Source organism: Kitasatospora sp. NPDC090308 (assembly GCF_044769485.1).
In the GTDB taxonomy this organism is placed as follows: Bacteria; Actinomycetota; Actinomycetes; order Streptomycetales; family Streptomycetaceae; genus Kitasatospora; species Kitasatospora fiedleri.
On the sequence record NZ_JBIVXY010000001.1, the window covers coordinates 676,198 to 696,192 of the forward strand.

A 19,995-nucleotide genomic window follows, 5' to 3' on the forward strand; every position below is an offset into this window, starting at 1 on the left:
CCGCCCCTGACGGGCCGTCAGTCCGCCGTCCAGTGACGGCTCCCCAGGTTGATCAGCCGCAGCTGGGTGCGCACCGTCCGCGCGATCGCCGCCCGCTCCTCCGGGCCCGCCTCGACCAGGGCCAGCGCGGTGGAGACCATCCGGTCCACGTACAGCTCCGCCAGCATCCGGCGGTCCCGCGCCGACCAGTCGGCAGTGTCCGGCTGGACGGCCAGCAGGGCCGCCAACTCCTCGGCGAACCGGTCCAGTTCGGCCGCGACGGCGTCCCGTACGGGCTTCACCCCGCCGTGCCGCTCGCGGGCCAGGAACCGGATGTACGCGGGGTGCGCCGCCACGTGCGCGGCGATCACCTCGACCGAGCGGTCGATCAGCAGCTCGGCCTCGCCGCGGCCCGCGAACACCGCCCGGATCATCCCGTGCAGGTTGGCCAGCGACTCCTCCACCAGCACCACGCCGAGCTCCGCGAGGTCCGCGAAGTGCCGGTAGAAGCCGGCCGGCGAGAGGCCGGCGGCCCGGGTCACCTCGCGCACCCCCAGGCCGCTCAGGTTCTGCTCCGCCAGCAGGCCGAGGGCGGCGTCCAGCAGGGCGCGGCGGCTGGCCTGCTTCCGAGCCTGGCGGACACCGGGGGCGGAGTGCGTCGTCACGGCGTTCAGTAAACAGTCGTTTGCCGAATTTGGCCAGCCCCCGTAGAGTACGGAACGGCAATCAGCGAACACTCGTTCACCGAAAGCGGAGGTGCCGCCATGCTGCTCGTCGCCCTGATCGCGCTGGCCCTGATCGCCTGGGCCATCACCCACCTCTCCGTCCCGGTCCTGCTGGCCGCCCTCGCCGCAGGTGCCGCGTGGGCCCTGTTCGGCAAGCACCACCGCGGCACCGGGCGGCCGACCCGCCGATGAGGGGGCGGGCCGCCGGTGAGGGGGCGGGCCGCCGGCGAGAGGCCCGGCCCGGCCCGGGGTCACACCGCCAGCGGCCTGATCGCGGTCGGGGCGTCGCCGGGCGCGGTGGCCAGCTCCTCCCACTCCACGACCTTGTCGATGTCCGCGGCGGCCATCGAGATGTTGGTGACCCGCTCCAGGACCGCCTCGACCACCACCGGGACGCGGAACTCCGCGGCCAGCTTCTTCGCCCGCTCGAACGCGGGCAGCAGTTCCTCGGGCCGGGTGACCCGGATCGCCTTGCAGCCCAGGCCCTCGACCACCCGGACGTGGTCGACGCCGTAGACGCCCAGCTCGGGGGCGTTGATGTTCTCGAACTCCAGCTTGACCTGGAAGTCGATGTCGAAGGTGCGCTGCGCCTGCCGGATCAGCCCGAGGTAGGCGTTGTTGACCAGCACGTGGACGTACGGGATGCGGTGCTGCGCGCCGACCGCCAACTCCTCGATCATGAACTGGAAGTCGTAGTCGCCGGAGAGCGCGACCACCTGCCCCTCCGGGTCGGCGGTGGCGACGCCGAGGGCGGCCGGGACGGTCCAGCCGAGCGGTCCGGCCTGGCCGCAGTTGATCCAGTGCCGGGGCCGGTAGACGTGCAGCAGCTGCGCGCCGGCGATCTGCGAGAGCCCGATGGTGGTGACGTACCGGGTCTCGGGGCCGAAGGCCCGGTTCATCTCCTCGTAGACCCGCTGCGGCTTGAGCGGCACGTCGTCGAAGTGGGTCCTGCGCTGGAGCTCGGCCCGCCGCCGCTGGGTGCTCGCGGCCCACTCCCGGCGGTCCTTCAGCTCCCCGGCGGCGGCCAGCTCGCGGGCCACCTCCAGCAGCAGCACCAGCGCGGCCCCCGCGTCGGAGGCGATGCCCAGCTCGGGCGGGAAGATCCGGCCGAGCTGGGTGGGCTCGACGTCGATGTGGACGAACTTCCGGCCCGCGGTGTAGACGTCCAGGCCGCCGGTGTGGCGGTTGGCCCAGCGGTTGCCGATGCCGAGCACGAAGTCGGAGGCGAGGAAGTTCTCGTTGCCGTAGCGGTGCGAGGTCTGCAGGCCGACCATGCCCGCGTTGAGCCCGTGGTCGTCCGGGACGACGCCCCAGCCCATCAGCGTGGGCACCACCGGGACGCCGGTCAACTCGGCGAACTCCAGCAGCAGTTCGGCCGCGTCGGCGTTGACGACGCCGCCGCCGGCCACGATCAGCGGCCGCTCGGACTCCTGGAGCAGCGCGATCGCCTTCTCGATCTGGGTCCGGTTGGCGGCGGGCTTGTAGACCGGCAGCGGCTGGTACGCCTCGGGGTCGAACTCGATCTCGGTGAGCTGGACGTCGATCGGCAGGTCGACCAGGACCGGCCCGGGCCGCCCGGAGCGCATCAGGTGGAACGCCTGCTGGAACACCCCGGGGACCTGCGCGGCCTCCAGCACGGTGGTGGCGGCCTTGGTGACCGGCTTGGCGATCGAGGCGATGTCGACGGCCTGGAAGTCCTCCTTGTGCAGCCGGGCGACCGGCGCCTGGCCGGTGATGCACAGGATCGGGATCGAGTCGGCGGTGGCCGAGTACAGGCCGGTGATCATGTCGGTGCCGGCCGGGCCGGACGTCCCGACGCAGACGCCGATGTTGCCCGCCTTCGCCCGGGTGTAGCCCTCGGCCATGTGGGAGGCGCCCTCGACGTGCCGGGCCAGGGTGTGCCGGATGCCGCCGGCCGCCTTGAGCGCGGCGTAGAAGGGGTTGATCGCGGCGCCGGGCACACCGAACGCCACCTCGACGCCTTCGAGCTTGAGGATCTCCACGGCCGCGCGGGCGGCTGTCATGCGGGGCATCGGCTACTCCTGCCGTCGACGCTTCTTCCGCGATGCGGAAGAATAGTTTTGGGATGCGAAAGCAAGCTAAGGCGGCCGCGCCGGGGTCGTCAAGGTGCGTTTCAACAAACCGTTGCAGAGTCGCGTCCCGGGGCCGCTCCCCCGCCGCCACCGGCTGTCCGTTTTTCACCAGGCCCTGTCGGCCCGGCACCTCGCCCACCTGCCCGGAACGCCCGTACGGTCGTGCTGTCGACGGAAAACGCCAAGCGGCGGGCCCACTGCGGACCCGGCGGACCCGGCGGACCCGGCGGCCTCGGCGATCCACAGCAGACCCACCAGAGGAGACACCCCCGCGATGAGCACCATCACCCTGTACGGCGCCACCGGCACCATCGGCTCCCGCGTGCTGGACGAGGCGCTGCGCCGCGGCCACACCGTGACCGCCGTGGTCCGCGACCCCGCCAAGCTGACCGCCGCCCACCCGGCGCTGACCGTGGCGGTCGGCGACGTGCTCGACCCGGCCTCGGTGGCCGAGCACGCCAAGGGTGCCGACGTGGTGGTCAGCGCGGTCGGCGGCGGCGACGGGCCGGGCCACCAGGCGCTGATCGCGCCGTCCTTCGAGTCGCTGGTGGCGGGGCTGCGCACGCTGGGCGCCGACGCGCCGCGGCTGGTCACGGTGGGCGGCGCGGGCTCGCTGCGCACCCCCGACGGCAAGCGGGTCTGGGACGCCGAGGGCCTGCCGGAGTTCCTGCTGCAGATCATGCACGCCCACGGCGACGCGCTCGACTACCTGCGCACCGTCACCGACCTGCGCTGGACCAACCTCTCCCCGGCCGGCACCATCGCCCCCGGCGAGCGCACCGGCGGCTACCGCGAGGGCCTGGAGGACCTGCTGGTCGGCGCCGACGGCGAGAGCCGGATCTCCACCGAGGACTACGCGGTGGCGCTGCTGGACGAGGTCGAGCACCCGAAGCACCTCGGCGAGCGCTTCACCGTCGCGTACTGACCGGGCGCGCCGCGCACCGCGCGCTGGGCCGGGCGCCGGATTCGGGTACGGCGCCCCGGATCGGAGTACGCCGGAGGGCCCCGGAACGCGTTCCGGGGCCCTCCGCGCTCTCCCCGGCTCAGTCGGGGATGACCAGGGCGGGGGTGTCCCGGGTGAGCACCTCGCCGCGGAAGAACGCCGGGCTGCGGCGCATCATGACGGCCATCACCACCAGCCCGAGGGCCAGCAGCCCGGCCCCGACCACGAAGACCGAGCCGACGCCGAACACCGAACTGCCGCTGCCGTACGAGGGGTCGGCCATGTCGACCAGCGACTTGGCGAAGATCGCGGCCAGGGTGAGCCCGCCGATCAGCGGGAAGACGCACTTGAGCAGCGCGTCGCGGACCGAGGCCCGCAGGTCGCGGCGGAAGTACCAGGCGCAGGCGAACGCGGTCAGCGAGTAGTAGAAGCAGATCATCAGGGTCAGCGCGGCGATGGTGTCGGCCAGCACGTGCGAGCTGACCAGGGTCATCACGGTGTAGAACACGCCGGTGCCGACGCCCGCGGTGACGATCGCCCGGCCGGGGGTCTTGTGGCGCTCGTTGACGGTGGTGAAGGAGGCGGGCAGCGCCTCGTACACGCTCATCGCCAGCACGGTGCGGCTGACCGGGATGAAGGTGGTCTGCAGGCTCGCGGAGGCGGAGGCCAGCACCGCGACGAACAGCAGCACGCCCAGGCCGGTGCCCATCACCGGGCCGGCCAGCACGGCGAGCACGTTGGAGGAGGTCTCCGGGTTGCCCAGGCCGGTGCCGGTGGTGCCGGTGCCCGCGTACATCTGCACCGCGACGGCGGTGAACAGGTAGGAGCCGACCAGCACCGCCATGGCGAGCATCGCGGCCCGGCCGGGGGTCTTCTCGCTGCCGCCGGTCTCCTCGTTGGCGCTCAGGCAGGCGTCCCAGCCCCAGTACATGAAGAGCGAGAGCGACAGGCCCGCCACGAAGGAGGTGAACGAGCCGGCCCGGAACGGGTCGAGCCAGCTCCAGGAGAAGTCCAGCGAGCCGGCCGCGCCGTGGCCGGTGGCCTTGGCGATCGCCATCACGCCGAACAGGGCGAGGACCGCCAGTTGGAGCCCGACCAGGGCGTACTGGACGCCCTTGGTGGCGGTCATGCCGCGGTAGCTGATCAGGGTGGCGACCGCGATCAGGGCCAGGCAGGTGACCACGTGGATCAGCTTGTCGTCGTTGAGCGCGGCCACCGAGTCGCTGCGGGTGATCTCGCCCAGCAGCAGGTACAGGTACTCGGTGGCGACGCCCGCCAGGTTGGACAGCACGATGATGGTGGCGATCACCAGGCCCCAGCCGCACATCCAGCCGACCTTGGGGCCGAACGCCTTGACCGTCCAGGTGAACGAGGTGCCGCTGTCCGGGATCGCCTTGTTCAGCTCCCGGTAGGCGAAGGCCACCAGCATCATCGGCAGGAAGCCGGCCAGGAAGAGGGCCGGCATCTGGAGGCCGACGGCGGCCACGGTGGTGCCCAGGGTGGTGGTCAGGCAGTACACCGGGGCCACGGTGGACACGCCGATCACCGCGTTGCCGAGCAGGCCCACCGAGTTGCTGTCGAGGCCCTTGGAGCGGACGCCCCCGGGGGCACTGGCGGCGGCGTCGGCGCCAGGGCTCGGGCGGTTGTGGAGCTGAACCATGCCGGAACCGTAACCCCCACTGTTTCCGCAGTAGGCCGAGGCGGAAGCCGGGAGATCGCCTTGGTTTCATCGCGATGATAGGGTTTGTTTCCGTTGATTACATGATCTTCGAGTGCTTATCGCCTTCGTTTCGGCCTTCCGAGCCCGTGCTCGACCGGGGACGAAAACCGCACCCCACCCCGTTTCCGCCTTTTCGGTCATGAGTATGAGAAACGCCACATACCCGTGCGAAGCGGAACCGACCGTTCGGGCACCTCTGGTTTCCGCCGCCCGCGGGCCCCTATCGTTCCCCCGTCACTCCAGGGAGGGGACCGGCATGACCGGCACGCTGACGTCCGACACCGAGATCCGCACCGTCCGGGCCGGCCGCCCCGGCCCCGGGCCCGTCCGCTGCTCCGTCGGCGACCTGCTGCTCGCCGACCTGCCCGTCTCCGTGGTCTTCTTCCACGACCGGCCGCTCGACCCCGACGCCCTCGCCGACGGCCTCGCCCGCGCCCTCGGCCACCTCCCCGAGTTCGCCGGCCGGCTGCGCACCGACGACGGCGGCGGCCTCTGGATCGACCCCGACGACTCCGGCGTCCCCTTCACCGTCGCCGACGCCCCCTACACCCTCACCGAGGCCCTCGACCGGATGGTCCTGCCCGCCAACGGCCTGGTCGACCACGTCCGGGCCGGCCAGGCCCGCCGCGAACCGCTGCCGCTGCTCACCGTCCGCCTCAACCGGCTCGCCGACGGCGCCGCCGCGCTCGGCGTCTCCTGGCACCACGCCGTCGGCGACATGCAGACCTTCGCCCTGCTGATGCGCACCTGGTCCGCGTGCACCGAGGGCACCGCCCTCCCCGAGGTCCTCCGCGCGCCCGACCGGGACCTCCAGCTCGACGCCCACCTCCCCGCCGAGGACTGCGGCACCCCCGCCCTGCGGCTGCCCGACCCCGCCGAGGCCGCCGAACTGCGCCGCGCCATCGCCGGCGCCCCGCTCGCCAACCGCACCGTGCAGGTCTGGTTCTCCCCCGCCGAGACCAACCGCCTGCGCACCGCGTACAGCACCGAGGCCGGCCGCCGCCTCTCCGCCAACGACGCGCTCTGCGCCCACCTGCTGCACGTCCTGCGCGAACTCGACGGCGCGGGCGACGAGGAGCAGACACTCACCATGCCGGTCAACCTCCGCCGCGTCCTCGGCCTGCCCGACGGCACCCTCGGCAACCTGCTCGGCGAGATCCGGCTGCCCTACCGCCCCGGCACCGCACCCGCCCGGTACGCCGCCGAACTGCGCACCGCAGTCGAGGAGTTCACCGAGAAGCACCTCAGCGTCCGGAGCAACCTGCGCTTCCTCGACACGATCGGCCGCGACCGCGTCACCGACTGCGTCCCGGCCGGCTTCGACCCCGCCCGCCGCACCCTCACCATCTCCAGCTGGTGCCGCCTCGGCCTCCAGGACCTCCCCCTGGCCGGCCACCGCCCGATCGCCTTCAGCCCCGCCGCGACCCTCCAACTCCCCTGGACCTCATGGCTCGTCGAGGGCCCGCGCGGCGAAGGCCACCTCTACACCCTGGTCCTCCCCACCCGCACCGCCGCCAGGCTCCGCACCGCCACCCCCCTCCTCCACCCGCACCGCCACCCCGACGACCCCGCCCCGGCCGTCGCCCCGCGCCGACTCCTCTGAACCGCGCCCGCCGCCCTCCGTCCTCCGCCCTCCGCCCGGTGGACGGCCCGGCCCGAAACTCGCTGGCCGGAAGGCTCGTGACACCGGTAGCGTCCGGTCTCCCCCGAGCCGCACCGGCGGCCCGGCCGAGTGCGGAGAGCAGCCCCATGACCAGCGAGCGTCCGACGACGACCCTGTGGCGACCCACCGGCCCCAGGGAACTGGAACTGGTCCGCGAACTGAGCTGGCGCGCCTGGCCGCCCCGCCTGCCCGAGCAGCCGATCTTCTACCCGGTCCTCAACGAGGACTACGCGATCCGGATCGCGCGGGACTGGAACGTCAAGCACGACGGCGCCGGATTCGTGACCCGCTTCGAGGTCGAGTCGGAGTTCCTGCGCCGGTACCCCGTCCGGCAGGCGGGCGGCGAGACCATCCTCGAACTGTGGGTCCCCGCCGAGGAACTGGACGAGTTCAACACCCACCTCGTCGGCGACATCCAGGTGGTGCACGAGTTCCGGTAGCCGCCGAGGCGCCACCGGGCGCCACCAGGCGCCGCCCACGCCGAAGGCCCCGCCACCCGGTTCGGTGGCGGGGCCTTCGACCTGCATCTCCAGAGTGGGCGCAGACGGTTTCGAACCGCCGACATCCGCCTTGTAAGGGCGGCGCTCTACCGCTGAGCTATGCGCCCTCGCCGAAGTGGACCGGCGCGGCCGGTCACACGACGAGTGGACAGACTACCCGGTCCGGGGGGTGCTCCGCCGCCCCCTGTCCGGCGGGGGAGACGGACGGGGGGTGCCGGACGGGGCGGGTGATCGGCAAGAATGGCGGGGAAGCGGCGGGACGGATACGGAGCAGGGAGCACGTGGTGAGGGTGGCCGGCGGCGGTGGCGGGGGTCGGGGCGGCTGGTGGGGCGGTGGCCGGCGGGACGGCGTGCGTGCGGACGCCCGGGCGGCGCGGGAGGCCGCCCAGGAGTCGTTCTACGAGCTGGACTCGGCCCAGCGGGACGCGCTGCTCGCGGTGGAGACCGTGAAGTCCGCGGGCGAGCCCGCCACCGCGCGTCGGGTGGAGCAGGACTTCGCCGACCTGACCGCCCGGATCGACCAGGTCACCGTCGCCTACCTGAGCGCGCTGGACGCGGTCGACCTGGAGTCCCCCGAGACCGACCCGGGCGCGGCCTCCCGGGCCAAGCAGCAGCTGGAGCAGGCCAAGCGCGAGCTGGACGCCAAGCGGACCGAGCTGGGCACCTTCGTCAGCCGCCTGCAGCCGGTCCTCGACCACGCCGAGGCCCAGCTGATCCGGGTCACGCCCGCGGTCGAGCGGGCCAAGCAGGCGCTGCTCGCCGCGACCACCGCCCTGGAGCAGGTCCGCGGCGCGGGCCTGCGCGCGGACGACCTGGCGGCCCGGCTGGCCGAGCTGGCGCCCGAGCTGACCCGGCTCAACCAGGGCGTCTCGCAGCACGGCGTGCCTGCCACCCTGCAGCGGGCCGAGGACGTGGCCCGGCGGGCCGAGGCCGTCCGGACCGAGGCCGCGCACCTGCCGGAGCGGGCCGCCGAGATCGACCGCCGGGTGGCCTCGCTGCGGACCCGGATCGACGCGCTGGAGAACCGGGCCCACACCGTCGACCCGGCGCTCAGCGAGCTGCGCCGCCGGTTCTCGACGGCCTGCTGGCAGGACCTCCAGCAGGTGCCCGCGCAGACCGCCGACGCCGTCCGCACCGCCCGCGCCAGGCTGACCGAGGCGGGCCGGGCCCGTGACGAGCAGCGCTGGGCGGACGCGACGGCCGCGATCGGCACCGTGCGCGCCCTGCTCGACACCGCCGGGGGCGCGGTCGACGCGGTCAACGACCGGTTGCAGCAGCTCAACGAAGTCCAGCACGACCCGCACCGCGAGATCGAGCGGGCCCGGTTCGCGCTGCGCGACGCCCAGCGCCTCGCGATGGCCGGCCGCCAGGCCCCGGACCCGCGCCACGCGGGCCCGCTGGACGCCGCGGTGGGCCGCCTCGACCGGGCCGTCGCCACCCTGGAGGAGGCCGGCCGGCACCCCGACTACTGGCTTTTCCTGACCGAGCTGGCCGCCGTCCGGGAGACCGCGGCCGAGGTGGTCTCGATGATCCGCGGGCACTGAACCCCGGTCGGACTCCCGGCCGCTGGGTACCCTGCTCGGTATGCCTCGCTACGACTTCCGCTGCCGCTCCTGCGGCGCCACTTTCGAGCTCAACCGTCCGATGGCCCGGGCGAACGACCCGGCCACCTGCCCGGAGGGCCACCCCGACACCGTCAAGCTGCTCTCCACCGTCGCCGTGACCGGTGCGGCGGCCTCCGCCCCGGCCCCCGCTGGCGGCGGCGGCGGGTGCTGTGGCGGGGGCTGCTGCGGGTAGCGCGCACGGGGTGCGTACAGCGCGGGGCGCGGGGTCCCTCAGCCGAGGTGCTTGAGCATCTGCCGGAGGATCTCCTCCCCCGCGCCCACCCCGATCTCGGTGAGGGCGGTGACGCCCTCCGCCGTCCACGCGGTCTCGGCGAGTTCGCCGTGGCCGGGGCGCCAGGCGAGGTCCGCGGCGAGCAGGAGTTCGGCGTCGAGCAGGGAGTCGCCGGCCGCCAGGACGGTCTCGGCCCCGGTGCGGCGGCGCACCTCGGCGAGGGCCGCGCTCTTGGAGAGCGGGGCGGGGACGGCGTAGACCTTGCGGCCCTGGAGGGAGACCTTCCAGCCGCGTTCGGCGCACCAGGCGCTGAGTTCGGCGATCCAGCCGGGCGGGAGCTCGGCCCGTTCGACGACCAGGTAGGCGAAGAGCTCGTCGGCGACCCGCCGCTTGTGGGTCCACTCCGGGTCGGCGGCGATGGCGAGGTGTTCGACGACCTGGGCCAGCGGCGCGCTCTCGGCGTCGAGGCGGGCGCGGATCGCGCGCTGCCAGTCCTGGTCGGGGACGCCGTCGACGAGCAGGTGGCCGCCGTTGGCGCAGACCGCGTACGGCGGGGTCCAGTCGGCGGTGGGGCCGGGGAGGTTGATCCGCTCGTACTGGGTGCGGGTGCGGGTGGTGATGGGGACGACCGGGGCGAGGACCGCGATCTCGGCGAGCAGCGCGGCGGCCTGTTCGGTCATGAAGGAGAGCGCCTTGCCGTCGTGCACTTCCACCGACAGCAGCCGTGGGGCGAGCCGGTCGGGCACGTCCAGGGCGAGGGCGCGGTTGGAGTAGACGAGGGTGCGGTCGAGGTCGCTGGCGACCAGGAACTGCGGCACGGGCGGGGTCTCCTTCGTTCGGGGGCGGGGTCAGGTCTGGACGGCGGTGCCGTCCGCGCCGGTGGCGCCGCGGGTGTAGCGCGGGTGGATGAGGCCGACGCAGGTGTACGGCAGGTCGTCGGTCTCCTCGACGGGGACGCCGCGCTGGGCGGCGAGCAGGCGGACGTGGTCGAGGTCGGCCCCGGCGCCGCGGCGGGCCAGGATGCGCCAGGGGACGCGGCGCAGCAGCACCCGGGTGGTCTCGCCGACGCCCGGCTTGACCAGGTTGACGCTGTCGATGCCGTACTCGGCGCTGATCCGCTCGACGGCGGCCCAGCCCTCCCAGGTGGGGGTGCGGTCGGCGGCGGCGAGCCGGGCGGCCTCGGCGGCGACGGCGTCGGCGACGGCCGGGAAGGCGGCGGCGACGGTGTCGACGAACTGGCGGGAGACGTCGCCCCCGGCCAGCTCGCGGTAGAACTTGGCGCCGTGGAACTCGTCCGGCCCGATCAGGTCGGCGCGCAGCACGGTGCGGGAGACCAGGCCGGAGACGGTGGAGTTGAGGCAGGCGGAGGGGATCAGGAAGTCGTCCCGGGTGCCGTAGGTGCGCACGCAGCCGCCGGGGTCGGCGAGGACGGCGAGCTCGGGGTCGAAGCCGGTGCCGGCCAGGGCCTCTTCGAGCTCGCGGGTGATGGCGCCCTTGCCCGTCCAGCCGTCGACGAAGACCACGTCGGCGGGGCGGTGGTGGGCGGCGAGGTGGCGCAGGGCGACCTGGTCGATGCCGCGGCCGCGGACGATGGAGACGGTGTAGTGCGGCACGTCGAGGCCGTGCGCGTGGGCCAGCCAGCGGCGGATCAGGACGCCGACGGGGGTGCCGGCCCGGGCGAGCGAGGCGAGCACCAGGTGCGGGCCGCGCTCGCGCAGCAGCGTCTCGGCGACGGCACCGACGGCGGTGGCCAGCCGGGTGGTGGAGGCGGCCAGCGCGGTGTGGAAGAGCTGCTGGTACTCGGGGCTGGGCTGGTACTCGACGGGCAGCGACTCGGCGTAGTGGGCGCCGCCGGACTGCACGGCCTCCTCGCGCTCCTCGGTGGGCGCTTCGAGGTGGACGTCGGAGAGGTCCTTGAGCAGCCAGGTGACGTCGGCGGCCGGGTAGCTGGAGAAGTCCGGGCCGTGCAGCGGGCGGGCGGTGGGCGGGGACGGGACGGTGTGTGCGGTCATGCTGTGCCTTCGACGAGTAAGGGACATGCTCGGGCAGCGGGGCGTCAGGCGGGTGTCGCGGGGCGGTACGACGGGAGAACGGCGAGCACCACCCGGTCGGTGGCGGTGCGCAGGGCGGGCAGCAGGGCGGCCGGGCCGTGGTGCAGGGCGGGGGTGTCGGCGGGGTCGTCGACGACCAGGACGACGGTGTCGAAGCGGCGGGCGGGGTCGGCGCCGGGGGCGACGTTGTAGGCGTAGCGCTCGGTGGAGCGGTCGGCCGGGTCGTCGTGCGCGGCGAAGGCGAGGCGGGTGCGGATGGCGTAGCCGGGGTCGTCGAGGGCGAACACCGGGGAGCGGGTGGTGGTGGAGAACCGCACCTCGGCGTCGGGCCGGGCCTGCTGGAGGGCCCCGGCGAGCCGCAGCGGGGCGTACATCAGCTCCTCGCAGCCGAGCACCAGGACCCGGCCGAGGCGGGGGCCGACGGCCTCGGCGAGGGCGGTGCCGAGGGCGGGCAGGGCGGCGTCGAGGCGGCGGCGGTGGGCGGGGGTGAAGCCGTGCCGGCCGCCGTCGGGCAGGTCGGCGGGCCAGGGCAGGTCGGCCCTGGTCAGTTCGCCGAGCGGGCCGGTGGGCGGCGGGGGCGCGGGGGCGGCGGCGATCAGCTCGCGGGCCCGGTCCAGCACGTCCGCGGGCAGGTCGACGCCGCCGGCGGCGGTGGCGACCAGGTCGAGGCGGGCGCCGAGCTCGGCCGCGGCGGCGTGCAGCCGGGCCCGGTCGGCGGGGGTGCGCAGGTCGACCAGGGCGACGGCGACGTACCGCTCGCGCGGGTGGGCGGCGTGCAGGGCGCGGATGGTGTTGATGACGGTGGTGCCGGTGGAGAACTCGTCGTCGACCAGCACCAGCGGGCCGTCGCCGGCCAGCAGCCCCGGGTCCTCGGGGAGCAGCAGGTGGCTGGTGGCGTGCGAGTGCTCCTCCTCGAAGCCGCCGAGCGGGGCGACGCCGGGGACGGGCCGCCGGGTGGAGTGCAGGTAGGGGGCGTCGAGCCCGTCGGCGACGCTGTGGCCGAGGGCGGTGGCGGTCTCGGCGTAGCCGAGCACGACGGCGCGCGCGGCGTCCGCCGGGCCGAGCAGGTCGGCGACCCGGCGGCCGAGGTCGAGCCCGGCGCCGTGCACCGCCGCGGGCCGCTGCGGGACGTGCTTGCCCAGCACCTGGGAGACCAGCAGGTGGGCCCGCCGGGGGTTGACCCGCAGGGCGAGGCCGATCAGCCCGGTCAGCTCGGGCCCGCCGGTGAGGCGCAGGCCGAGCCGGTCGGTGACCCACTGGCCGGGCCAGGGGTCGGCCCCGACCGGCCCGGGGGCGGTGGTGTCGGTGTCGGTGGTCATCGGGGCTCCTCTCGACGGGCAGGCAGGTACGGACGGCGCGGGTGGTTCAAGCGGTACGGGTGGTGTGGACGGTACGGCTGGTGCGGCTCGGTACAGCTGGTGCCAGTGGGACGGACGCGGGCGCACGGCTGTGCGGTTCGGGTTCGAGCCTACGGGGCGCGCCACCGCCCCCGGATCATCCGACCGGCCAGCGTCCGCGCACCGACCGGCCACTCCCGGCGCGCCGAACGGCCGACCCGGCCATCGACCGATCGGCTGACGCACCGTCAAAGGGCCTGCCCGTCAAGGGCCCCACCCGCCGAGGACCCGCCCGCCGAGGACCCCGCCGGTCAGCACACGCAGGCCGACAGCAGCTCCGCGAAGGTGACCTCGGGCCGGGCCACGCCGAACACCTCGGCCCGCAGCAGCACCCGCTCCGCCCAGGCCCGGTGCGGCTTGGCCTCGTTCATCTTGTTGGTGTACGCGGAGCGGCTGACCCCGCCGCCGCCGCGGTGCTGCTGCAGGATGTCCCGGGCGTCGCACAGCTCCTCGTGGGTGACCACGGACAGCGCGTGCACGGCGGCGACGTGGCTGGGGTGGATGCAGGTCTTGCCGAGCAGGCCGTTGGCCCGGTCGAGTTCGATCTCCCGGATCAGCCCGTCCAGGTCGTGTTCGATCAGCCGCTGGCGGACCCGGTCGGCGGGCGGGGTGGCCTCGGTGAACGGGGTGCGGCGCAGCTGCGGCTTGAACATCCGCTCGTGCAGCGGGAAGTACTCCCAGACCGGCCCGGTGACGGTGTACCCGGTGCCGTCGGCCCGGCCGAGCACGTTGACCACGTCGCCGATCACGCCGGCCACCAGGGCCACGTCGTAGGCGGTCAGGTCGGGCGAGCGGCGCAGCCCGTACGCGGAGCACAGGTCGGTGACGCCGAGCCGGACGGCGAGGACCCGCGGGCGGTGCTTGTCGAGCAGCCGGGCGATGCCGTGCAGCTGGTCGCGGCGGCTCTCCAGGTGGGCGAGTTCGGGCGATTCGAGCACCGGCATGACGAACAGCCGCTGCCCGGTGCGCTCCTCGGCGTCGGTCAGCGCCTCCAGGAAGGGCAGGCCGCTGTCCTCGGTGAACTTGGGCACCACGAAGCCGCTGAGCAGGCGCAGCGCGGGGCCGAGGCGGCCGGCCAGGTCGGTGATCTGCTCGGCGGCCCGGACCCGGACGAACAGCAGCGGCAGTTCGGCGTCGGCGCCCTGCCCGGCCAGTTCGGTGAGCTGGGCGACCAGGTTCTGCTCGGCGTCGTCGACCTCGTGGTCGGCGATCGCGTCCTCCAGGCAGAGCACCATCGAGACCACCCCGCGGGCGGCCTGCTTCCGGATGTCGCGGGCCAGGGTGGGCCGGGTGGCGGGGCTGTAGAGCGTGGCACCGAGCGCGGTGGCGAGGACGGACGCCTCGCTGTCGCGGTCGAAAGCGGCGGGCTGCTCGTGAAAGAGCCGGGTGCGGACGTCGTCCGCGAGATGCCCGAAGTGGCGCAAAGTGCTCTCCCGCTGTGGTCTGGTGGGGCCCGCCGACGGCGGGAACGGCTGACGCCTCTCCCTCCATGGGACGGTCGGCGCGGCCGGAAAGTTCGCCGGAACGCCGACACCGTCGCGGGGTGCGGAGCGCCGGAGCCGTTGGCGGTTCATCGTACGGGCGGATGACCTCCGAGAAAGAGTTCGAAACATCGAATTCTCGCAAGTTTGTCTGCGCTGTCATCAGCCCAGGCGCCGCCCCGCCCCCGGAACGCCCCCGGAGCGCCCGGAAGGGGCCCGCCGCCGGGGCTCGCCGATGCCGCGCCCCGCGTTGTCCCGGGCCCCCGGCAGACGGCAGGATGGTGCGCTATGACGCACGTGATGGCGAAGGGCGCAAACATCCCGCTGACGGCCGACGCCGTCCGTGCCGTCCTGCGGTGGACGGACACCCCGGGCATCCCGGACGTGGACGCCTCGGCGCTGCTGGTGACCGACCGGGGCAAGGTCCGCGACGACACCGACTTCGTGTTCTACAACCAGCCGCGGCACCCGTCGGGCCTGGTCCGGCACCTGCCCAAGCAGGCCGCGGACGGGACGGTGCGGGACGCGCTGGAGATCGACCTGGCCCAGCTGCCGCCCGAGATCGACCGGGTGGTGCTGGCCGGTTCGGCGGAGGGCGGCGCCTTCCCCGCGGTGCCCGGGCTGCGGGTGCTGCTGTTCGACGCGGCGGCGCCCGAGGGGGCGCCCGCGCTGGCCGAGTTCGCGATCGACGAGCACGAGCAGGTGACCGCGCTGGTCGCCGCCGAGCTGTACCGCCGGGCCGGCGGCTGGAAGTTCCGCGCCGTCGGCCAGGGCTACCTGGACGGACTGGTCGCGCTGGCCACCGACTTCGGCATCGCCGTCGAGGACGAGGACGCCGCCCCGGGCGGCTCCGCGGTCGACCTGACCGACCACAGCGGCGACGTCCGCGTCCCCGGCCCGGCCGCCGAGCCGCGGCCCGCGCCGCTGCCGGTCGACGAGGACGACTGGACGATCGCCCCGGCGACGCCCGCCGCGGGCTCCCGGCCGGCCTCGGACCCGGCTCCGGAGCCGGCCCCGGCCGCGCCGGTCACCGCCCCGCCGCCGCCCGCGCTGCCGCCGACCGTCCACCACGTCCAGCAGCAGCCGCAGCCCGCCGGGTACGGCTACCCCCCGCCGCAGCCGGGCTACGGCTACCCGCAACCCCAGCCCCCGCAGCCCCAGGCCCAGCCCGGCGGCTACGGCTACCCGCAGCCGGCCGCCGCCCAGGGGTACGGCTACCCCCCGCCGCAGCCCCAGCCCCAGCCGCAGGGCTACGGCTACCCCCAGCAGCAACCCCAGCCGCCCCAGCACCAGCCCCAACAGCCGCAGCAGCCCCAGGCCCAGCCCCCGCAGCAGCAGTCGGGCGCCCCGTTCGCCCTGCCGCCGCAGGGCCCGCAGTTCCAGCCGCGCTGAGCGCCCCGCGCCGGGCCGGCCGCCGGGCCGACCGCCGCACCCCGGCGGCACCCGCTCCAGGGCCGCCCCGGCGCGGCCGGGGGGCGGCCCTCGTGACCCCGGCGCGGCCCTCGCGCCGTCTCCCCGGCGCGGCCGTCAGTTCCCGGGCTCGGACGGCGTCTTGTAGCCGCGCTCCCACTGCATGCCGAAGCCGTACAGCCGGTCCAGGTCGGACTGGAACCCGTGCACGTACCGCACCTCGCGCCGGATCGTCAGCTCGCCGTCCCCGTCGTTCTCGATCAGCACCACCGCGCACGAACGGGCCGCCGGGGCGCGCTCGTCGAGCTGGATCTCGATCCGCGGGCCGCTCTGCGGGACGATGGTGAGCACGGCCTGGGTGCGGTCGAAGGCCGGGGTGTCGTCGTAGATGTAGACGAAGATCAGCAGCCGCTTGAACTGGTCCTTCTTCTCCAGGTTGATGTGCATGGTCTCGCCGGAGGGCGCGCCCGACACGTCGTCGCCGGAGAGCTTGATGTACGGCGGCCGGTTCAGGTCGCCGAACAGCCGGCCGAGCGGCTGCACCACGCCCCGGGTGCCGTCGGCGAGTTCGTACATGCAGGCCAGGTCGAGGTCGACGCTGACCGGCGCGACCCCGGCGGTGGCGGGTGCCAGCGGGCGCAGGATGCGCGGGTCGAAGAAGCGGCGCAGGGCGCCGCTCCCGCCCTGGCCCTCGGCGCTGCGGGTCGACCAGTGCAGGTTGATGTACAGGTAGCCGGTGGTGGCCGCGGTGCCGGTGATGGCGTGGTGCGGCCGGGACTTGGTCAGTGTGACCTTGAACTGCCCTCCGGTGTCGAAGTTGTTGCTGCGGTCCCCTTTCAGGAACTCCCACACCGAGACCATCGTGTCCTCCCCCAGCACCGGTACCTTCCTCGCCCTCTCCATACCCACCCGGAGGGCCCTGAGTCAACGTCAACGCCCCGGCGAGCCCTGCTGGCAGAGGGTTCGTCACTCCCGTACGATGCCCGCTCCCCGGACGCGATATCGTCTCTCCGCACAGGTGTACCGTGCGTCACCTCTCTTCCCCCTGCCCTGCGGAAAGCCGAGGCCCTCCCCGCGATGAACCTCTCCTCCATACAGCTGGTCTGGGCCGTGGTAGGCGGTGCAGCCCTGCTGTTCACCGCCATCCTGGTGGCCTTCCTGCGCTTCAAGAACAACAAGCCCGACGAGTCCTCCGGCGACTCGTGGGAGCGGAGCGAGGAGCGCCGGCGCCGCAAGGAGGCCATCTACGGCGGCGCCTCCTACGTGCTGCTGTTCTGCTGCGCCGGTGTGGCCGCCGCGCTGTCGTTCCACGGTCTGGTCGGTTTCGGCCAGCAGAACCTGAACCTGTCCGGCGGCTGGGAGTACCTGGTCCCGTTCGGTCTGGACGGCGCGGCCATGTTCTGCTCGGTGCTCGCCGTCCGCGAGGCCAGCCACGGCGACGCCGCGCTCGGCTCCCGGATGCTGGTGTGGCTGTTCGCCATCGCCTCCGCCTGGTTCAACTGGGTGCACGCCCCGCGCGGCGGCGCGCACGACGGCGCCCCGCAGTTCTTCGCCGGCATGTCGATCTCGGCGGCCGTGCTGTTCGACCGGGCGCTCAAGCAGACCCGCCGGGCCGCGCTGCGCGAGCAGGGCCTGGTGCCCCGCCCGCTGCCGCAGATCCGGGTGGTCCGCTGGCTGCGCGCCCCGCGCGAGACCTACGCGGCCTGGTCGCTGATGCTGCTGGAGAACGTCCGCAGCCTGGACGAGGCCGTCGAGGAGGTGCGCGAGGAGCGCCAGGCCAAGATGGACGCCAAGCTCCGCGCCCGCAGCGCCGACCGCCGCGAGCGGGCCGAGCTGAAGGCGATCGCCCGCCAGGGCGGCGTGCTGGCCCGGGCCCGGCACGCCCGCCAGGTCCCGGCCCTGGCCGCGGCCGGTGGCGACACCCCGTCCGCAACGGAGCCTGCCCTAGCCGCCGAGGAGACCACCCTCGACCGGGTCAGCGCCTCCGCCCTGGAGCCCGCCGCCCTGAACGCCGGTCGCCGCCCCCGCGCGGCCGTCGAGTCCACCGGCAGCAGCTCGTCGTCGTCCCCCTACGCGTCGAGCAGCAGCAGCTCCTCCTCGTACGCGTCGAGCATCGACCTGACGATGGACGAGGACACCCTGTCGATGCCGAAGCTGGACTCGCTGGAGCGCAAGCTCCGGGCGATCGAGCAGCAGCTCGGCTGAGCAACCGCGCCGCACGCGCCGCACGCGCCGCACGTACGAAGAGCCGCGCCCACCGGGATCGTTACCCCGGTGGGCGCGGCTCTCGTCGTCGGCGGACCGACGGTCGTCGGCGGGAGGTCGCTAGCCCTCCGCGCCCGTTCCCGCTCCCGCGTCCTCCAGCGCCTGCTGGCGCTTGTTGCGGACCATCGAGGAGGCCAGCGCCGCGCCGATGAAGGCGACGCCGATCAGGCCGGTGACGATCTCCGGGATGTGGTACTTGATCGAGGCGAGCAGGATCAGCGACAGCGCGCCGATCGCGTAGTGCGCGCCGTGCTCCAGGTACACGTAGTCGTCCAGGGTGCCCTTGCGGACCAGGAAGACGGTCAGCGACCGGATGTACATGGCGCCGATGCCCAGGCCCAGGGTGATCTGGAAGATGTCCTGGGAGATGGCGAACGCGCCGACCACGCCGTCGAAGGAGAACGACGCGTCGAGGACCTCCAGGTAGATGAAGAGGAAGAACGCGGCCTTGCCGCCGACCTTGACGATCGACTTGCCGCTGCGCTCGGCCTGCTCCTCGGCCTCCTGCTGCTCCTCCAGGCCGGATTCGAAGACCTCGGAGAGGCCGTTGACGGCGAGGTAGGTGGCGAGGCCGCAGAGACCGGCCAGCAGCACCGTCTCGGCGCGGTCACCGGCGAAGAAGCGGGAGGACAGGGCGAGCACCACCAGGGCGACGACCGAGGAGAGCGCGTCCAGCCGGCCGATCTTCTCCAGCGGCTTCTCCAGCCAGCGCAGCCAGTTGAAGTCCTTCTCCTCGAAGACGAAGTCGAGGAAGATCATCAGCAGGAAGACGCCGCCGAAGGCCGCGATGGCCGGGTTGGCCAGGTCGAGGTACTCGGCGTAGGTGTGGCCGTCGTGGGTCTTGCCGGAGTCGAGCGCCAGCTCGATGACGGTGCCGGGGCTGAGGTGCGCGGTGAGGCCGACGACCAGCAGCGGGAAGACCAGCCGCATGCCGAAGACCGCGATCAGCACGCCGACCGTCAGGAACAGCTTCTGCCAGAAGGCGTTCATCCGCTTCAGGACGGTGGCGTTGACGACGGCGTTGTCGAAGGACAGGGAGATCTCGAGGATCGAGAGGATCAGGACGACGCCGAATCCTTCGGCCCCCCAGATCAGGCCGGCGGCGATCAGGCCGGCGATCGTGATGGCGAAGGACCATCCGAACGTACGGAGGAACACGGGGTCGGTTACCTTTCTGGCTGCCGGAATTGACCGATTCCGGACTGAACTGCTGCGGTGGGCCGGATTACTGGACGTTGACGCCGAAGTCGAGCGCGATGCCGCGCAGACCCGAGGCGTAGCCCTGGCCGACGGCCCGGAACTTCCACTCGCCCTGGTAGCGGTAGAGCTCGCCGAAGATCATCGCGGTCTCGCTGGACGCGTCCTCGGAGAGGTCGTAGCGGGCGATCTCGGCGCCGTCCGCCAGGTTGACCACCCGGATGTAGGCGTTGGAGACCTGGCCGAAGCTCTGGAGCCGGGCGTCGGCGTCGTAGATGGAGACGGCGAACACGACCTTGTCGATCTGCACGGGCACCAGGTCGAGGTGCACCTGCACCACCTCGTCGTCGCCGTCGCCGTCACCGGTGAGGTTGTCGCCCTGGTGCTCGACCGAGCCCTCGGGGCTGCGCAGGTTGTTGTAGAACACGAAGTACTCGTCGCCGAGGACGCGGCCGTTGGAGCACAGCAGCGCGCTGGCGTCCAGGTCGAAGGGCGCGCCGGTGGTGGACCGGGCGTCCCAGCCGAGGCCGATCTGCACCTGCGTCAGGTTCGGCGCGGCCTTGGTGAGCGAGACGTTCCCGCCCTTGGCGAGGGTGACGGACATCGGACTTCCTCCCAGCTCCCGTCTCCGGGGCTCCCGGGGTGTGCACGCGGTGGACCGCCGCCGTCCCGCCCGGGAGGGCCGGTCCGGCGGGCGCGTCCGGCGGACGCACCCCAAGAGGTCTACGCCCCCGA

General features: G+C 73.7%; 16 protein-coding genes, 1 tRNA gene and 1 pseudogene. 8 read left to right on the forward strand and 10 right to left on the reverse strand.

Translation table 11 applies throughout. The features are described from left to right. Window positions 1-17: 17 nt before the first annotated feature. Entirely contained in the window at window positions 18-644 is a 627-nt protein-coding gene (locus ACIQVD_RS02920) for a TetR family transcriptional regulator (protein WP_402285575.1), read from the reverse strand. Window positions 645-743: 99 nt separating this feature from the next. Here ACIQVD_RS02920 and ACIQVD_RS02925 point away from each other — a divergent pair, with 99 nt between their 5' ends. Further along, window positions 744-896: a hypothetical protein gene (locus ACIQVD_RS02925; protein WP_158585394.1), complete on the forward strand. Its 153-nt coding sequence runs from the start codon at window positions 744-746 to the stop codon at window positions 894-896. A 59-nt stretch (window positions 897-955) separates the two neighbouring features. Here the strand turns inward: ACIQVD_RS02925 and gcl are convergent, their stop codons facing one another. Continuing rightward, window positions 956-2,737 (reverse strand): glyoxylate carboligase, encoded by a 1,782-nt coding sequence (gene gcl / locus ACIQVD_RS02930; RefSeq protein ID WP_402285578.1) that lies wholly within the window; start codon window positions 2,735-2,737, stop codon window positions 956-958. Window positions 2,738-3,071: 334 nt separating this feature from the next. Between gcl and ACIQVD_RS02935 the strand changes: the two genes are divergently transcribed. After that, on the forward strand, window positions 3,072-3,722 hold the full coding sequence (locus ACIQVD_RS02935; protein WP_402285580.1) for an NAD(P)-dependent oxidoreductase: 651 nt from the start codon (window positions 3,072-3,074) through the stop codon (window positions 3,720-3,722). A gap of 118 nt (window positions 3,723-3,840) precedes the next feature. On the opposite strand, the gene ACIQVD_RS02940 is transcribed toward ACIQVD_RS02935, so the two are convergent. After that, entirely contained in the window at window positions 3,841-5,400 is a 1,560-nt protein-coding gene (locus ACIQVD_RS02940; protein ID WP_402285583.1) for an APC family permease, read from the reverse strand. 316 nt (window positions 5,401-5,716) lie between these two features. On the opposite strand from ACIQVD_RS02940, the gene ACIQVD_RS02945 reads away from it, so the two are divergent. Continuing rightward, a complete protein-coding gene (locus ACIQVD_RS02945; protein ID WP_402285586.1) occupies window positions 5,717-7,063 on the forward strand; it encodes an acyltransferase in 1,347 nt (448 codons plus the stop codon). Window positions 7,064-7,209: 146 nt separating this feature from the next. Further along, window positions 7,210-7,563, forward strand: coding sequence for a hypothetical protein (locus tag ACIQVD_RS02950; RefSeq protein ID WP_400686708.1), 354 nt, complete (start codon window positions 7,210-7,212; stop codon window positions 7,561-7,563). Window positions 7,564-7,658: 95 nt separating this feature from the next. On the opposite strand, the gene ACIQVD_RS02955 is transcribed toward ACIQVD_RS02950, so the two are convergent. After that, window positions 7,659-7,730, reverse strand: a tRNA-Val gene (locus ACIQVD_RS02955). 183 nt (window positions 7,731-7,913) lie between these two features. Here ACIQVD_RS02955 and ACIQVD_RS02960 point away from each other — a divergent pair. Then, window positions 7,914-9,167 (forward strand): hypothetical protein, encoded by a 1,254-nt coding sequence (locus ACIQVD_RS02960; protein WP_402285857.1) that lies wholly within the window; start codon window positions 7,914-7,916, stop codon window positions 9,165-9,167. A 40-nt stretch (window positions 9,168-9,207) separates the two neighbouring features. Then, window positions 9,208-9,420 (forward strand): zinc ribbon domain-containing protein, encoded by a 213-nt coding sequence (locus ACIQVD_RS02965; RefSeq protein WP_402285588.1) that lies wholly within the window; start codon window positions 9,208-9,210, stop codon window positions 9,418-9,420. A 38-nt stretch (window positions 9,421-9,458) separates the two neighbouring features. Here the strand turns inward: ACIQVD_RS02965 and ACIQVD_RS02970 are convergent, their stop codons facing one another. The 3 genes and pseudogenes from ACIQVD_RS02970 to ACIQVD_RS02980 all read right to left on the reverse strand — a co-directional run bounded on the left by ACIQVD_RS02970 (window position 9,459) and on the right by ACIQVD_RS02980 (window position 14,331). Next, complete coding sequence (locus ACIQVD_RS02970; RefSeq protein ID WP_400686684.1) at window positions 9,459-10,277, reverse strand: HAD family hydrolase; 819 nt, start codon at window positions 10,275-10,277, stop codon at window positions 9,459-9,461. 30 nt (window positions 10,278-10,307) lie between these two features. Continuing rightward, window positions 10,308-12,829: pseudogene (locus ACIQVD_RS02975) on the reverse strand (phosphoribosyltransferase). Window positions 12,830-13,158: 329 nt separating this feature from the next. After that, the gene (locus ACIQVD_RS02980) at window positions 13,159-14,331 is read right to left on the reverse strand and encodes an HpcH/HpaI aldolase/citrate lyase family protein (protein WP_402285591.1); all 1,173 of its coding nucleotides are present in this window, start codon (window positions 14,329-14,331) and stop codon (window positions 13,159-13,161) included. Between the two features lie 357 nt (window positions 14,332-14,688). Between ACIQVD_RS02980 and ACIQVD_RS02985 the strand changes: the two genes are divergently transcribed. Then, window positions 14,689-15,780: a TerD family protein gene (locus tag ACIQVD_RS02985; protein WP_402285593.1), complete on the forward strand. Its 1,092-nt coding sequence runs from the start codon at window positions 14,689-14,691 to the stop codon at window positions 15,778-15,780. A gap of 135 nt (window positions 15,781-15,915) precedes the next feature. Here ACIQVD_RS02985 and ACIQVD_RS02990 read toward each other — a convergent pair whose 3' ends face one another. After that, window positions 15,916-16,659, reverse strand: coding sequence for a Tellurium resistance (locus tag ACIQVD_RS02990; protein WP_199847100.1), 744 nt, complete (start codon window positions 16,657-16,659; stop codon window positions 15,916-15,918). 216 nt (window positions 16,660-16,875) lie between these two features. Between ACIQVD_RS02990 and ACIQVD_RS02995 the strand changes: the two genes are divergently transcribed. Further along, window positions 16,876-18,003, forward strand: a complete 1,128-nt coding sequence (locus tag ACIQVD_RS02995; RefSeq protein WP_400686678.1) for a DUF2637 domain-containing protein — start codon at window positions 16,876-16,878, stop codon at window positions 18,001-18,003. A 120-nt stretch (window positions 18,004-18,123) separates the two neighbouring features. Here the strand turns inward: ACIQVD_RS02995 and ACIQVD_RS03000 are convergent, their stop codons facing one another. Together ACIQVD_RS03000 and ACIQVD_RS03005 are read right to left on the reverse strand one after the other, a co-directional pair. Beyond that, entirely contained in the window at window positions 18,124-19,221 is a 1,098-nt protein-coding gene (locus ACIQVD_RS03000; RefSeq protein ID WP_400686676.1) for a DUF475 domain-containing protein, read from the reverse strand. Between the two features lie 67 nt (window positions 19,222-19,288). Then, a complete protein-coding gene (locus tag ACIQVD_RS03005) occupies window positions 19,289-19,864 on the reverse strand; it encodes a TerD family protein (RefSeq protein ID WP_111553538.1) in 576 nt (191 codons plus the stop codon). Window positions 19,865-19,995: the final 131 nt, after the last annotated feature.

Coding starts and splice junctions, on each gene's coding strand:
- ACIQVD_RS02925 (WP_158585394.1), top strand. CDS start 744: ATGCTGCTCGTCGCCCTGATCGCGCTGGCCCTGATCGCCTGGGCCATC.
- gcl (WP_402285578.1), bottom strand. CDS start 2,737: ATGCCCCGCATGACAGCCGCCCGCGCGGCCGTGGAGATCCTCAAGCTC.
- ACIQVD_RS02935 (WP_402285580.1), top strand. CDS start 3,072: ATGAGCACCATCACCCTGTACGGCGCCACCGGCACCATCGGCTCCCGC.
- ACIQVD_RS02940 (WP_402285583.1), bottom strand. CDS start 5,400: ATGGTTCAGCTCCACAACCGCCCGAGCCCTGGCGCCGACGCCGCCGCC.
- ACIQVD_RS02945 (WP_402285586.1), top strand. CDS start 5,717: ATGACCGGCACGCTGACGTCCGACACCGAGATCCGCACCGTCCGGGCC.
- ACIQVD_RS02950 (WP_400686708.1), top strand. CDS start 7,210: ATGACCAGCGAGCGTCCGACGACGACCCTGTGGCGACCCACCGGCCCC.
- ACIQVD_RS02965 (WP_402285588.1), top strand. CDS start 9,208: ATGCCTCGCTACGACTTCCGCTGCCGCTCCTGCGGCGCCACTTTCGAG.
- ACIQVD_RS02985 (WP_402285593.1), top strand. CDS start 14,689: ATGGCGAAGGGCGCAAACATCCCGCTGACGGCCGACGCCGTCCGTGCC.
- ACIQVD_RS02990 (WP_199847100.1), bottom strand. CDS start 16,659: ATGGTCTCGGTGTGGGAGTTCCTGAAAGGGGACCGCAGCAACAACTTC.
- ACIQVD_RS02995 (WP_400686678.1), top strand. CDS start 16,876: ATGAACCTCTCCTCCATACAGCTGGTCTGGGCCGTGGTAGGCGGTGCA.
- ACIQVD_RS03005 (WP_111553538.1), bottom strand. CDS start 19,864: ATGTCCGTCACCCTCGCCAAGGGCGGGAACGTCTCGCTCACCAAGGCC.